Genomic DNA, 14,624 nt, shown 5'->3' on the forward strand with positions numbered 1-14,624 from the left:
TTGGCAACTTTCGAACATACCAATGGATTAAAGATCATTCAACAATGGATGACCGATAAAGGTATTGCCCCTTTCAAATTTCAGCTGGAAACCTGGAAGAAATTTGGAAACGGATACAGCGGAATGGTCGTTGCTCCTACAGGTTTTGGAAAAACATTTTCTGTTTTTTTAGCCTTAATTTCAGATTTCCTGAATCATCCCGAACAATATAAAAAAGGATTAAAAATGATCTGGATAACGCCGCTCCGGTCTCTATCCAAAGATATTGCAAAAGCGATGCAGGAAGCTATTGATGAAATTGGACTTGATTGGGCTGTAGGCGTAAGAAACGGAGATACGGATCCGAAAGTAAGGCAGCAGCAGGTAAAAAAGATGCCTGAAATTCTTGTTGTAACTCCTGAAAGCCTTCACCTGCTTCTTGCACAGAAAAATAATGAAACATTTTTCAAGGATATGAAATGTGTAGCAGTGGATGAATGGCACGAATTACTAGGTTCAAAGCGTGGAGTTATGGTAGAACTCGGGATTTCGCAGCTTAGAAAATATGTTCCGAAGATCAAAATCTGGGGCATCACCGCAACCATTGGAAATCTGGATGAAGCCATGGAAGTGCTTATTCCGTATGATGTTAAAAAGACAAAAATTACAGCCAAAGAGCAGAAAAAGATAGATATTCTCCCTGTTTTTCCGGATGAAATTGAGATATTGCCCTGGGCAGGACATCTTGGGAACAAACTTGCAGATAAAGTGGTTCCCATTATTCTGGAATCAAAATCCACCATTGTATTTACGAATACCAGAAGTCAGAGCGAAATGTGGTATCAGCTTTTATTGGATGCTTGTCCTGATTTTGCAGGGCAGATTGCCATCCATCATAGCTCTATTGATGCTCATTTAAGAATCTGGATTGAGGAAAATTTGAGTTCCGGAAAATTAAAAGCCGTAGTTTCTACATCATCTCTCGATCTTGGAATTGATTTTAAACCTGTAGATACGGTTATTCAAATTGGTTCTGCCAAGGGAGTTGCACGTTTTCTTCAAAGAGCCGGACGTAGCGGCCACTCTCCTTTTGAAACCTCCAAAATCTATTGTGTTCCCACCCATTCTTTGGAACTGATTGAAGTTTCAGCTCTAAAAGAAGCCGTAAAACAAAAAGTTGTTGAGCCCAGAGAGCCACAGGTTTTATGTTTTGATGTGCTGGTTCAGTTTATGATGACATTGGCGGTTGGAGACGGCTTTTACCCTGATGAGTTGTATCAGAGAACTAAAAAAGTATATGCATTTCAGGAAATGCTTGAAGAAGAATGGAAAAGTATTCTGGAATTTCTTACCATTGGCGGCAGTGTGTTGAAAAGCTATGAAGAGTTCCATAAAATCGTCATTATGGAAGACGGTCTTTATAAAGTAACTTCAAGAAAAATCGCTATGCTCCATCGTATGAATATGGGCGTGATTGTAAGTGATGCCATGCTGAAAGTAAAATTTATTTCCGGTGGCTATATCGGAATGATTGAAGAATATTTTATTTCAAAATTAAAAAAAGAAGAAAAATTTATTCTGGCCGGACGTACACTGGAAGTAGTGATTATCAAAGACATGACGGTATATGTGAGGGCAGCTAAAGGAAGAGCCCTGGTTCCGAGCTATCTTGGTGGAAGACTTCCTTTGAGTTCCAATCTGGGACATTTTCTGAGAGAAAAACTTTCGCATGCCTTAAATCCGAAAGCTTCGGAAAAAGAGCTTAAATTTTTACACCCGCTTTTAATTAATCAGGAAAAAAACTCCCATATTCCCAAAGAAGATGAATTTTTGGTGGAATTGATTAAAAACCGTGAAGGATATCACTTGTTTATGTATCCTTTTGAAGGACGTCTCGTCCACGAAGTAATGGCTGCTCTGATTGCCTATCGGATCTCAAAACTTGCCCCAATCTCCTTTTCTATGGCGATGAATGATTATGGATTTGAACTCTTCAGCGATAAAGAAATTCCTTTAAATGAAGACAATCTTCAACAGATTTTAAGCAGAGAGAATCTGATGAATGATGTGATCGCAAGTATCAATTCTGCGGAAATGGCAAGGAGAAAATTTCGTGATATTGCGGTGATTTCTGGAATGGTGATTCAAAATTATGCAGGGCAACAACGTTCTAACAAATCATTACAAAGTTCTGCCGGATTGATTTTTAAAGTATTGGAAGACCATGATCCTAATCACTTTTTAATAAAACAAGCGTATACAGAAGTTTTTAATATGCAACTTCAGGAACAGCGTCTTGTAGAAGCTTTTAAAAGAATTGAAAAATCTGAAATTATTTTAAAACATTCCCGATCATTTACTCCGTTGAGTTTTCCAATTAAAGTGGACAGTTTACGACAAACGCTTTCAAGTGAAGGTCTGGATGCGAGAATTAAAAGAATGCTAAAAATGTCTGATATAAGTGATCTTTGATAATTAATTCAATATTTTTTTCAATAAATCCCCTCTATTTTAAATCTTATTCATTACCTAATATTCTACGTTAATTTTCTTGATAAGTTTAAATAATCATCGTAACTTAGAGTATACCTTCTTAGAAGTTTAAATAAAATTTAAAAATGGAAAAATTGTTCTTAGTCCGTCACGGACAGTCACTCTGGAATCTGGAAAACAGATTTACAGGGTGGAAAGATATTGATATAACTGAAGCCGGTATTGAAGAAGCAAAAAAAGCAGGACTTGCTTTAAAAGGAGAAAGAATAGATATTGCATTCACTTCTGCATTAATCAGAGCACAACATACCCTGTCTATCATCCTGAATGAAATTGGAAATCCCAACATCCCGGTCATCAAAGACAAAGCATTAAACGAACGTTCTTACGGAAATCTGGAAGGGCTAAACAAAGCAGAAACCGCTCTGAAATATGGTGACGAACAGGTTCATACCTGGCGCAGGTCATTTGATGTAGTTCCACCAGGTGGAGAAAGCCTTAAAGATACTTACAACAGAGTGATCCCTTATTTTGAAAGCCAGATAAGACCATTATTAAAACAGGGCGAAAATGTATTAATTGTGGCCCACGGAAATAGTCTTCGTGCCTTAATTATGTATCTGGAGCATCTTTCTCCTGAAGAAATTTTAGAAAGAGAAATTGCTACCGGCTTTCCACTGACGTATGTTTTTGATGAAAAATTTCATGTAAGCCGTAAAGTTGGCTAAATATGAGCTAAATAGTTTAATTTTAGACATTCATTTTTCAATCCATCAAGTGTTTATAGCAACTAAAAATATTTCCATCCAAAACGAAACTTTTACTCTGACCAATCAGCGGGCAGTATTCTGGCAAAAAGAAAGAGCATTGATTCTTTCTGATCTGCACATCGGAAAAACGGCCCATTTTCGTAAAAATGGAATTGCACTGGCCAATCATATTATGAAAAGTGATCTGGAAAGATTATCTGCACTGATTGAATATTTCCAGCCTGAAAAATTTATTGTAGTTGGAGATTTACTTCATGCCGGAGACAATTCTGATGTAGATGAATTCTGTACCTGGAAAAGCCAATATCCTGATCTAGAGTTTTATCTTATTGAAGGAAACCATGACCGGATTTCAAAAGCACTGGAGGAAAAATTATGCTTTAACCATAAGTCTGAATTTCTTGAAACAAATGAGATTACCTTTATTCACGATTTTGATGCAACAAGATCCGAGTTTCAGATTACCGGACATATTCACCCTGGAATTGTGCTGAATTCTGCAGTGAAAAATATCAGGCTTCCCTGCTTTGCGCTCAGCAACAATCAATTGTTACTTCCTGCTTTTAGTGAATTCACAGGATTGGATACCAAAAATCTACCTAAGAAAAGTACATTTTTTGTATTTACAGATGCAGAGATTTATGAGATTTAATACCTAAGGTCAATCGGTCAATCTTGCTATACAAAATAAAGGCAGATAAAAACCTGCCTTATAAAACCACCATCTTCATGATCAATGTATTGATTCCCTCTTCATTTACATGCCTCTAACATCCTTGTTTGTATTATGCTTATCAGTCTGATAAAAACGATTCGTGAAATCTTAATTTTTCTTACTTAAGCGGATGCTGTATGCTGTAATCAAAACTGTTACCAGCAGGAACAAAGCTCCGATCCAGGGTGTACTTTCCAGCCCTAGAGAAGAAGTCACAATCATTCCTCCTGCATAAGATCCGATTGCAATCCCCATATTAAAGGCTGCAATATTGATCCCTGAAGCAACGTCTTCGGTTCCCGGAAGTTCTTTTTCAGCAATTTGTACCACCAATAGCTGAAGTCCCGGAACAGAAGCAAATGATAAAGCTCCTAAAAGAAAAAGGGTAATGATGCTTAAAACCGGACTGCTTACCGTGAAATAAAACGCTAGCAATACCAATCCCTGTGCGGCAAACATCCATAGAAGGGCTTTCAGAGGATTTTTATTCGCTACTTTCCCACCAATCAGGTTTCCTAAAGCAATGGCAATTCCATAAACCAAAAGGATAAAAGTGACCGTAGATTCCTGAAATCCTGTAATTTTCTGTAAAATAGGTGACAGATAAGTAAACACGACAAACGTCCCTCCATACCCCATCGCAGTCATTAAAAAGGCAAAAATCAGACGTTTATTTCCCAATACCTTAAACTGGCTTTTTAATGAAGCTGTTTTCCCATTTTTTAGCGTATTGGGAACCAATAATAAACTGGCTACTAACCCAATGATTCCAAGGATTGAAACCCCTATGAAAGTTGCTCTCCATCCGAAATGCTGTCCTATAAATGTTCCCAGAGGAACTCCTGTTACAATCGCAAGAGTAAGTCCGGCAAACATAATAGAAATGGCTGTGGCTCTCTTCTCTTCAGGGACTAGCGAAGCTGCAATGGTAGAACCTATGGAAAAATAAATTCCATGGGCCAATCCCGTAAGTATTCTTGCCAGAATTAATGTTATAAAGCTGGGAGCTATAGACGCCAGTCCGTTTCCAATAACAAATAGCATCATAATGGAAACCAAAAGTATTTTACGTGGTACTTTCCCTGTTAATGCCGTTAATATCGGTGCTCCGATAGCTACTCCTATCGCATAAAGACTTACCAATAATCCCGCTGACGGAATGGTAATCCCGAGATCAGATGCTACGGTGGGCAGCAGTCCTACAATTACAAATTCAGTAGTTCCTATTCCGAAGGCACTTATTGTTAATGCCCATAAAGCTGCAGGAAGACCTTTTTTAACCATCTGCGTTGCAGTATTGATTTCTATTTCTTTTTGAAAATTCATTGTCTTATAATTTGTTGATATTGATAAGGCAAATTTCCGACGAATATTTGTATTATAAAAATTATTTAAATTGTATCAAAGTATCAGAATAATGATAGTTTTATTTTAAGTTTAAAATTTGTTCCTTTGTACAATAATCAGCAGTTTTAATGAAGAAATCAGAAGCAACCCGACTTACTATTCTCCAGAAAGCGTTCGAATTAATCTATGTAAAAGGTTTCCAGACAACAAGCATTGATGAAATTATCGCAACGACTCAGGTGACGAAAGGAGCTTTTTACTATCATTTTAAAACTAAAGATGAGATGGGACTGGCTATTATCAACGAACTGATGAAGCCCAACTTCAGACGCAACTTTATTGAATCCCTCCAAAACAACAGAAATCCTCTGGACAATATTTACGAGATCATCCATAATCTCCTGATGGAAAATGATTTTCTAAAAGTTGAGTACGGCTGCCCTACTTCGAATTTTGTGCAGCAAATGGCACCATGGCACACTGCCTTTACCCAGGCTTTACATGAGCTTTCGAAAGAGTGGGAAGAAGCTTTTACTAAAAGTATTGAAAAAGGTAAAAAGGAAGGAATCATTAAAAAGGAAGTCAGCGCAAGAGAAGTCAGTGTTTTTGTCATTTCCGGGTATTGGGGAGTAAGAAATTTGGGTAAAGTTGAAAATTCAAAAGAAGTATATCTTGTTTATTTAAAGGGACTTAAGTCTTATTTAAACACGCTTCAATAATTTTTTTATTCAAAAACATACTAATTAGTATGTTTTTATTATACCTTTGTCCTGTTCTAAAAAAATAACCCATGTACCAAACCCTTACTTTTTTACATTCACTCACCAGATGGCTGGTCTTAATAAGCCTGACTTATGCAGTATACCGCTCTTTCAAAGGATATTATTCTGACAGAGAATTTACAGGAAGAGATAATGCAGTAAGACACTGGACCGCTACCATAGCCCACATCCAACTGGTTATTGGAATGGTGTTTTATATTAAAAGCCCGGTAATCAAATACTTTTGGAAAAATTTTAAGGAAGCTAAAGACTCTTTTGAACATCTGTTTTTCGGAATGATTCATATTTCACTGATGATTATAGCCATTATTATCATTACAATAGGCTCTGCTTTAGCCAAAAGAAGATCTTCAGATAATGAAAAATTCAAGACTGTGGGGATCTGGTTTTCAATAGCACTGATCATTATTTTCATTGCCATTCCGTGGCCTTTTTCTCCTTTTGTAAACAGACCTTATTTCAGATAATTATGATAGATTTATTTAAAACAAAAATCGGACGGCTGAGAATTCTGGCTATTTTAGAAGGGATCTCATTACTGACGCTGATAGGCATTGCCGTTCCTATGAAGTATTGGATGGGAAATCCTTTATTGGTAAGACTCATCGGCCCTGTACACGGAACATTATTCCTCTTGTTCCTGTTCAACACACTGAGCGTTGGTGTAGAACAGAAATGGAAGTTTAAAGAAATAACCTGGAAAGTAATTTTGGCCTGCTTTATTCCGTTCGGCACTTTTTATGTTGATAAAAAAATTCTGAGCAAGCTATGAAAAGTATTCTTATATTCTGTGGAATAGCTCTTATCCTGTATGTAGTCTACAAGGTTTACCGATTCCAGACCTTAGATAATGGTTTACCGGAACTCCTCAAAAAAGGAGCTGTCATTTTGGATGTAAGAACGGAAAAGGAATATGAAACAGGGCATATAGAAGGTTCTGTGAATATTTCTTTAGGAACAATCAGAGAAAGGTATGTAGAATTAGATCCGAAAAGAACATACATCATAGTGTGTTCTCACGGACTCAGAAGCGTAAAAGCCGAAAATATCCTAAAAGAAAGAGGCTTTAAACATATCTATAACGGAGGTGCCTGGACCGACCTGCAGGCAACTATCCATCCATAAAAGCAATGAATCTCTCCTGCTATTATTACAGAAGAGATTCAATTTTTTAATGAGTATTATTGTTAAGCCAAACTACTTTTTGCTCTGATGAATGTTCCTGCCCAATGATATTCCTGTATAATTCAGGTCTTCTGGCTTTAATATAGCGAGACCCTCCTGCCTGAGTTAGTTTTTCAGAGGTAATGACAGCCGATTCAAAGCTATCTTCCCACGAGTGGCATTCTGCAATCACATCTCCAAAGGGATCTATAATCATGGAACACCCGTTTTTAAGCTGGTCATCATCCATACCAATTGGATTTGAAAAAACAATATACGCTCCGTTATCATAAGCTCTGGACGGAAGCCACTTCATCAGCCAGTCCCGCCCTTTCATTCCATTAAATTCCAGACGTAAAGATGTAGGATCTGCTAGCCTCTTGTCCCAAAGCTGAGGATCCACAAACCCAGCTCCCGGCCTTGTGGAAGGCGTACACATCGTAACATGGGGCATGAAAATGATTTCTGCACCCAAAAGTCTTGTAGCTCTTACATTTTCAATAACATTATTATCATAGCAGATGAGAATTCCACATTTCCAGCCCATAATATCAAAAACACAATACTCATTGCCTGGTGTAAGATGCGGATTGATGAAAGGATGCAGTTTTCTGTACTTTGCTTTTAATCCAGTTTTGTCTACACAAACATAAGCCTTGAAGATGTTATCATGTTCATCTTTCTCAAACAATCCGGCCAGTATGGTGATATTATGCTTTGTAGAAATCTCTTGTAGTCTTTTAATACTCTCACCATCCGGAATAAGTTCTGAAATATCAATAAGTTGCTCTCTGGAAAGTTTTCGGGCAAAAGTATAGCCTGTAATGGAACATTCATGGAAAACAATTACATGAGAACCTTTGGATGCTGCCTCTCCAGCTAATTTTTCTATAACGGATAGGTTATAAACTTTATCACCACTTTTGTTTTCAAATTGTGCCGTCGAAATTTTAATATTCATACTTTTTTTTAAGCAAAACTAGGCTGTGTCGCTTCTTAAAAATTGTATAAAACCGCCATATCAATTTACAGCTCAATAAAATTAACCGCCATTTTATTTTCTGTATGTAAATATTGTTTAGGAGTAAGCCCAATATTATTTTTAAATTCCCTGATAAGATGAGACTGATCAGAATATCCCGCTTCGTAAGAAAGTGTGGTCATTTTTTTATCATCAATCCCATTATTCATAAGGCTTAAAAAGTAATGAAGACGGATAATATTTCCATATTTTTTGGGAGATATTCCCATATGATATTCAAACTTCCTTTCCAGATGCCGTTCAGAATATCCGGTAAAATGCTGCAAATCTTTGGAGGACACAGAGCCTTTATTTTGAAGAAGATATTGTTGTGTAGTTGTTATTAAATGATAATCTGTACTCATTTTTTCGGATAAAAAATGGGTGAAAAAGATATTCAGATCATTGATTATGGCTAAAGAATTCTCTTTATTAAACAATTTTTCCTGAAACACTTCCAGCTTATTTTTCAAAACATCTTCCACGGAGATAATCTGATTGCGAATTTCTTTGGCTGAAGTTTTCAAAAGAATATTCAAAAAATAAGGTTGAAATACGATGGCCATAAGAGAAAACTTACCTTTTGAAAAGAAATCCCTGTAACCGTTTAAAGTACCGTAGAAAAAGGAAAGTGGCATCCGGTCCTCAGAAATACAGGAATACAGATTCATGTCTCCGGATAGTATCAATCCGGAACTACCATCCGTAAAGAGCCTTAAACTTTTTATATCATCTTGGGAATTTTCCAAAAAGATATAATGTCTGATATAAGGAGCCAGATGTTTGGGAGGCGAAATCTGCATCCATCAAATTTACAGAAAACTTATTGACAGAAAAAGACAATCTCTAAATTTAAGACATGCAAAATCAGTTATTTAATTCTATCGCAGATTTTGCCAATTACGATATATACACAATCATCTGCGAAATCTGTGCGATCTGCAAGAGATAAAAATTAATAAAATTCTTGCACCTTATGTAGTATTAAAAATTATTCTGCTTCTTCGTGATTTCTAACAAAACTAAAAGAAATCCATGTAAGATACCACACTTTATTCCCTTTTGGTCAGGTATTTGAATCTTATACTACTTACCAATCACTTAAAATAGTATAGTATGTCAACACAAAATCTTACCCACCTCGAAGCGATCAAAAAGATCAAAGAGTTGTCAGAAAAAGCAAGAATATGTATGTTTTGTACAGAATTGGAAACTACTCCCATCAATTCAAGACCCATGACCCTGCAGGAAACAGACGACAACGGAAATCTATGGTTTATCAGTAGTGGTACCAGCAACAAAAATTTTGAGATAAAAGAAGACCGCAGAGTACAACTGTTTTTTATGAACAACAGCGATTCCCAATATCTTTCAATTTACGGAAAAGCTTCTGTTTATAAAGATAAAGCGACGATAGAAGATAAATGGTCTCCTCTGGCTAAAGCCTGGTTTGACGGAAAAGATGATCCCAATGTTACCATTATCCGTGTAGAACCTAAAGAAACCTATTATTGGGATACCAAAGCAGGGAAACTGGTCAGCCTTTTCAGTTTTGTAGCTTCTGCAATCACAGGAAATAAAACTAATAATGCTGATGGTGTAGAAGGAAATGCAATAATTTAGGAAGTTCGTAAAAGCAATAAATTCTCTCGCAGATATTGCAAATTAAGCAGATTTGCATCCAATTATCACGTAATCTGTGGGATCTGCAAGAGATAAAAAACGGCTCAAGAAATTGAGCCGTTTATATTAAGATTAATGATTCTCTAATTTTTCACATCTTCCATAGACGCTCCAAAATTAATATGAAGAACATTCCCATTGGGTGTTACTAACGCAGGTACAGATTTTACACCTGCCTTTTCAGCATCTTCAATTTTGTTTTTGTCATTACCTAAATGGATAATCTCAACATTTTCCAAACCTATAAGGTTGACGATATCATGTTCTGCGCTGATACATACAGGGCATCCTGCATGATAAAAAATGGATTTTTTCATATGATTGTACTAATTAATAAGGGTTTTAATAATATTTTTTAATTCTTCGGTTTCTTTTTCATGTAAAGGTTTTAAAGGGCTTCGTAAATTACCGCCATCTTCTCCCAGAATATTGAGACCGGATTTCACGGCTCTTGGTAATCCTTTGTTCACAATAAATTTTAAAAGATCAAACTGCTGATAGAAAATTGTTTTTGCTTTCTCAAGATCTCCTTCCTCCACTGCATTATAAAGACCGATATTCAGTTCGGGAATGAGATTGGGAGCTGCAGTACACCAACCTCTCGCTCCCGCAGAAAATGCAGCCAGAGCCAAAGGATTGGAACCATTATAGAATGCAACCTCTTCACCAAGTTCTCTCCTTAGATAATGCATTCTCTGGATGTCTCCCGTACTTTCTTTAATCATCGTTACATTGGGAATTTCAAGCAGCCTTTTCAGCAAAGCCGGAGACATATCTACTCCACTTGTTGCCGGATTATTGTACGCCATAATCGGAATGGAAATCTTACGCGCTACGGCATCATAGTGCGCTACAATTTCATCATCGGTCAACTTCCAGTAACTCATCGGAATAATCATTACCGCATCTGCCCCGGCTTTTTCTGCGAACTGAGCATGACGAATTGTTTTTTCTGTTGTAAGGTTGGAAACTCCTACCAACGTCGGAATTCTGCCTTTTACCTGCTGTAAAGTAGCTTCAGTAACTTCTTCTTTTTCTTCGTCAGATAGATAAGGCATTACTCCTGTACTCCCTAATGGAGCGATACCATGGCTTCCGGAAGTGATCAACCTCTCTACCAAATGTTTGAAAAGCGGAATATCTACTTTTTCATTTTTATCAAAAGGAGTTATGGGATAAGCTATAATTCCTTTGAATGGCACATTTTTCATGTTTTTTTGTTTAAAAGTTTAAGATTATTTTTAAACCATTAGGAGAGAATAAGCTTTTAAGAATAGTAAGACTAGCTTCGCTTAAAAAAATCATATCCGATATCAAAAATAGCAGAATAACGGTTTCCCTTAATGGTTTAAAATATTCATATTAGAGATCTCTTCCTTCTTCCTCTCTCAAAGCAACTCCTAAGTTCTGCAACTGAGGGGCATTTTCACAGGCGATATATTTGGCAGGTTCCGTATCACTTAAATTTTGGTGTTTATGCCATGCCCAGGAAGGGATATATACAGCATCACCAGCTTCCCAATGTACTCTTTCATCTTCTACTTCTGTCCAGCCTTTTCCTTCAATTACAAATAATACAGTTTCATAAGTATGGCGGTGTCTGTTGGTCTGCTGTCCGGGAGTTAAGCCTCCTATCGTCATACTCACATTCTTACTCGGAAGATCTACAAAGAAAACGGGATGCTTTCTTTCTGTTGAAAACTGGTTGTGCTCTCCTGCATTTTCTACATTTTTATGGATCAAATGGCTTGGCTTTACATACTTTGGTCTTGCAAAAGTTTCGTGGAAATCTTTAGAACTGAATTGTTTCTTGTCCATGATTTTAAAATTATTATGGTTTTGTGCTTTATTGCATGACAAAATTATTTTATATTTGGACTGTTTAAATGATTCAGTTTTTACATAAATAGATAGTCCAGATGTTAAGACCTTGGAAATTGGAATTAGAAATTGATAAAAAGCTTGATAAAGCAGTTTATCTACAGATTGCGGATACTATTATCACTGATATCCGCTCAGGAAGATTAAAAGCAGGTGATGCACTTCCCGGAAGCCGAAATCTTGCACAGACTTTGAAAATTAACAGAAATACAGTTGTAGAAGCGTATCAGGTGCTGATTAATGAAGAATGGGTAATTTCAAGAGAAAGAAAAGGCATTTTCGTATCGGAAAAGCTCCCTGCCTTGCATGAAAAAAATGCAGATGCACTACATGATTCTAAAAATCAGCAGGTACTACCTAACGGAATTTTAATTAATTTCGATGATGGCCATCCCGACAGTAAAATTGCACCTGTAACAGAACTGGCAAGAGCCTATAGACAAATTTTCAGCATCAAAGCCAAGTGGCAGATGATGGGTTATGGAGATGAACATGGAGATTTGGAATTCAGAAAAATGATCTCTCAGATGCTTAATCATCAGCGTGGAATGCATATTCATGAAAACGAAATTTCTATCACCCGAGGCAGTCAGATGGGCATGTTCCTTACTGCTCAGAGTCTTTTAAGTGCTGGTGATCTTGTTATTGTAGAAGATCCTGGCTATCAGCCTGCATGGCAAGCCTTTCAATATGCAGGAGCACAGCTTTTGTCCGTGCCTGTAGATCATGAAGGAATCGATATTGAGGCTGTTGAAAAGCTTTTAAAACAACATCAGAATATAAAAGCATTATATAGTACTCCTCATAGACAATATCCTACAACAGTTACCCTAAGCCTTTCAAGAAGATTAAAACTGATTGAGTTGTCAAATAAGTACAATATGACCATCATTGAAGATGATTATGATAATGAGTTTCACTTCGGATATCGTCCTATTCTCCCGATTTCAAGTTTTCCCGAACTGCACAATTATGTGTATATCGGAACTTTAAGTAAGGTGGTTGCGCCTGCTTTGAGGATTGGTTATCTGACCACTAAAAATCAGGAACTGCTGAAAAGAATTGGTGATCTGAGAAAGATTATTGATGTGCATGGAGATGTCATCATGGAACAGGCAGTTCTTCAGCTCATTAAAGAAGGTGCCATAAAAAAGCATATCAGAAAAGCAACCGTTCATTATAAGAACAAAAGAGATTTTGTTTTTGAATTGCTAAAGAAACATATGAAAGATATTGCAGATTTTACATTACCCGAAGGTGGTCTGGCTTTTTGGATTGTTCCTAAAGTACAATTGAATTGGAATGTGGTAACAACTTTATTACTGGAAAAAAACATTAAGATTATTCATCCTAAGCAATACAGTCAAAATAATGTAAATGGATTCAGATTAAGCTATGGAGCACTTTCCGAAGAACAGCTGGAACAAAGTATTCCTTTGATTGCTGAGATTTTTTCAAGGTTTGTGATCAAAGATAAGGTTGAATTATAATGGGAAATAATTATACCGGATGTTTTTATCCCTCGCAGATTTTACAGATTACACAGATTTGTATGCTTTGTGTAATCTGTCAGATCTGGAAGATTTTTATGTAAAAAAAAATTATTAATTTGGATAAGGCAGAAACTATTAAATGAGTATGGAACACTACTCTACTTCAAAGACAGCCTGAATCTCTACGGAAGAACCCACAGGAATGGAAGAAGCCCCCAAAGTAGCTCTGGCATGTTTTCCTTTTTCCCCGAAGACTTCAACAGCAAGATCAGAAGCAACATTCATCAGATCTGCATGTTTTGTATAATCATCTTTGGTATTAAAGATTCCTGTAAGCTGAACACATTGTTTTACTTTACTCAAATCTCCACCCACCGCTTCATTCAGTACGGAAATAACGTTCAGCATAGTTACTTTTGTAGCATCTTTTACTTGTTGCTCATTTACTTCTACGCCTAATTTCCCCGGATTGAAAATTTTACCATCCTTTAAAGCAACCTGATTGATAAATACCAGATTTCCCGAACGGACAAACGGCTGATAATTTCCTGCCGGTTTTGGAACCTGTGGAAGTGTAATATTTTTTTGCTTAAGAATTTCACTGAAATTCAGGTGATTTGTAGCAGCAACTACCGTTTTCTTAGGATGAGTATTCTTTAACGCCAATGCTATTTTCGCGAAATTTCTTCCCTGAAGTTCAGCAATATTTCGTTCTCCTTTGGTGGGTCTTTCCACATCTTTCAGAGAAGCCATGCTGGTAATTCCTAAAACAGTATTTCCCTGTGGAATAGCTTTGTTCAGCTCTTCTGTCCCACGAATTCCATTAGACACCAATACCATCCCATGCACAGCAAGGCTGTTCCAGAAGGCCTGAAGAGCAAGCTCCTTTCCTGCTCCACTTCCCGCTGACATGAAAACAGTGGCAGGAACGCCTTCCAAAGCATGATTGGTCCATAACTGAACGGTTTTAGATAAAAATTCACTCATTCCCGTACTGATATTCCCGAAATAAACCGGTGAACCAAAAGCAATTCCATCATAAGAGGTTAGTTCATCTACTGTTGCGACAGGAAGATTTTTCAGAGTTGGATTTTGTGAAGCTTTAACTAATTTGATATAAGGGACTGCATTATTTTCGCTTTCCACTCCTTTGGCTATTTCTTTAGCCAGTTCGTAAGTTCCCCCATTGTCTGAATGGATAAGAACCAATATTTTAGCTTTATTTTGTGCCATGATTTGGGTGTTATTAGATAATAAAATTAAAACAAAAAAAAGACATAGTTTTTTCATTCTGAA

Annotated in this window: 16 protein-coding genes; 9 read left to right on the plus strand and 7 right to left on the minus strand. The window is 36.8% G+C overall.

Features of this window, described 5'->3' with window-relative positions; genetic code table 11:
* The 3 genes from REB14_RS18340 to pdeM all read left to right on the plus strand — a co-directional run bounded on the left by REB14_RS18340 (position 1) and on the right by pdeM (position 3,894).
* Positions 1–2,451 carry a ligase-associated DNA damage response DEXH box helicase gene (locus REB14_RS18340; protein WP_309522926.1) on the plus strand — a complete coding sequence of 817 codons (2,451 nt, stop codon included), beginning with the start codon at positions 1–3 and terminating at the stop codon, positions 2,449–2,451.
* A 146-nt stretch (positions 2,452–2,597) separates the two neighbouring features.
* Positions 2,598–3,200 carry a 2,3-bisphosphoglycerate-dependent phosphoglycerate mutase gene (locus tag REB14_RS18345; protein WP_034698193.1) on the plus strand — a complete coding sequence of 201 codons (603 nt, stop codon included), beginning with the start codon at positions 2,598–2,600 and terminating at the stop codon, positions 3,198–3,200.
* A 49-nt stretch (positions 3,201–3,249) separates the two neighbouring features.
* The gene (gene pdeM / locus REB14_RS18350) at positions 3,250–3,894 is read left to right on the plus strand and encodes a ligase-associated DNA damage response endonuclease PdeM (RefSeq protein WP_158521355.1); all 645 of its coding nucleotides are present in this window, start codon (positions 3,250–3,252) and stop codon (positions 3,892–3,894) included.
* A 171-nt stretch (positions 3,895–4,065) separates the two neighbouring features.
* Here pdeM and REB14_RS18355 read toward each other — a convergent pair whose 3' ends face one another.
* Positions 4,066–5,283, minus strand: coding sequence for an MFS transporter (locus REB14_RS18355; RefSeq protein ID WP_482155931.1), 1,218 nt, complete (start codon positions 5,281–5,283; stop codon positions 4,066–4,068).
* A 149-nt stretch (positions 5,284–5,432) separates the two neighbouring features.
* Between REB14_RS18355 and REB14_RS18360 the strand changes: the two genes are divergently transcribed.
* The 4 genes from REB14_RS18360 to REB14_RS18375 all read left to right on the plus strand — a co-directional run bounded on the left by REB14_RS18360 (position 5,433) and on the right by REB14_RS18375 (position 7,211).
* Positions 5,433–6,023, plus strand: a complete 591-nt coding sequence (locus tag REB14_RS18360) for a TetR/AcrR family transcriptional regulator (RefSeq protein WP_079241646.1) — start codon at positions 5,433–5,435, stop codon at positions 6,021–6,023.
* A 71-nt stretch (positions 6,024–6,094) separates the two neighbouring features.
* Complete coding sequence (locus REB14_RS18365) at positions 6,095–6,553, plus strand: hypothetical protein (RefSeq protein ID WP_309522927.1); 459 nt, start codon at positions 6,095–6,097, stop codon at positions 6,551–6,553.
* Between the two features lie 2 nt (positions 6,554–6,555).
* Complete coding sequence (locus tag REB14_RS18370; protein ID WP_079241644.1) at positions 6,556–6,858, plus strand: DUF3817 domain-containing protein; 303 nt, start codon at positions 6,556–6,558, stop codon at positions 6,856–6,858.
* Positions 6,855–7,211, plus strand: coding sequence for a rhodanese-like domain-containing protein (locus REB14_RS18375; RefSeq protein ID WP_309522928.1), 357 nt, complete (start codon positions 6,855–6,857; stop codon positions 7,209–7,211). The genes REB14_RS18370 and REB14_RS18375 overlap by 4 nt, the downstream gene beginning before the upstream one ends.
* A 46-nt stretch (positions 7,212–7,257) precedes the next feature.
* On the opposite strand, the gene REB14_RS18380 is transcribed toward REB14_RS18375, so the two are convergent.
* Complete coding sequence (locus tag REB14_RS18380; protein ID WP_309522929.1) at positions 7,258–8,211, minus strand: nitrilase family protein; 954 nt, start codon at positions 8,209–8,211, stop codon at positions 7,258–7,260.
* Between the two features lie 65 nt (positions 8,212–8,276).
* Positions 8,277–9,074 carry a helix-turn-helix domain-containing protein gene (locus tag REB14_RS18385; RefSeq protein WP_309522930.1) on the minus strand — a complete coding sequence of 266 codons (798 nt, stop codon included), beginning with the start codon at positions 9,072–9,074 and terminating at the stop codon, positions 8,277–8,279.
* Positions 9,075–9,387: 313 nt separating this feature from the next.
* Between REB14_RS18385 and REB14_RS18390 the strand changes: the two genes are divergently transcribed.
* Positions 9,388–9,894, plus strand: a complete 507-nt coding sequence (locus REB14_RS18390) for a pyridoxamine 5'-phosphate oxidase family protein (RefSeq protein WP_309522931.1) — start codon at positions 9,388–9,390, stop codon at positions 9,892–9,894.
* A 143-nt stretch (positions 9,895–10,037) separates the two neighbouring features.
* Here the strand turns inward: REB14_RS18390 and REB14_RS18395 are convergent, their stop codons facing one another.
* The 3 genes from REB14_RS18395 to REB14_RS18405 all read right to left on the minus strand — a co-directional run bounded on the left by REB14_RS18395 (position 10,038) and on the right by REB14_RS18405 (position 11,772).
* Positions 10,038–10,271, minus strand: a complete 234-nt coding sequence (locus REB14_RS18395; protein WP_079241639.1) for a thioredoxin domain-containing protein — start codon at positions 10,269–10,271, stop codon at positions 10,038–10,040.
* A gap of 9 nt (positions 10,272–10,280) precedes the next feature.
* Positions 10,281–11,165, minus strand: coding sequence for a dihydrodipicolinate synthase family protein (locus REB14_RS18400; RefSeq protein ID WP_309522932.1), 885 nt, complete (start codon positions 11,163–11,165; stop codon positions 10,281–10,283).
* 151 nt (positions 11,166–11,316) lie between these two features.
* Entirely contained in the window at positions 11,317–11,772 is a 456-nt protein-coding gene (locus tag REB14_RS18405; protein ID WP_034698222.1) for a cupin domain-containing protein, read from the minus strand.
* A gap of 101 nt (positions 11,773–11,873) precedes the next feature.
* Between REB14_RS18405 and pdxR the strand changes: the two genes are divergently transcribed.
* A complete protein-coding gene (pdxR, locus tag REB14_RS18410) occupies positions 11,874–13,325 on the plus strand; it encodes a MocR-like pyridoxine biosynthesis transcription factor PdxR (RefSeq protein ID WP_309522933.1) in 1,452 nt (483 codons plus the stop codon).
* 156 nt (positions 13,326–13,481) lie between these two features.
* On the opposite strand, the gene REB14_RS18415 is transcribed toward pdxR, so the two are convergent.
* Entirely contained in the window at positions 13,482–14,618 is a 1,137-nt protein-coding gene (locus REB14_RS18415; RefSeq protein WP_425248770.1) for an Atu1372/SO_1960 family protein, read from the minus strand.
* Between the last annotated feature and the right edge of the window lie 6 nt (positions 14,619–14,624).

This window comes from Chryseobacterium metallicongregator, from assembly GCF_031324065.1.
In the GTDB taxonomy this organism is placed as follows: Bacteria; Bacteroidota; Bacteroidia; order Flavobacteriales; family Weeksellaceae; genus Chryseobacterium; species Chryseobacterium metallicongregator.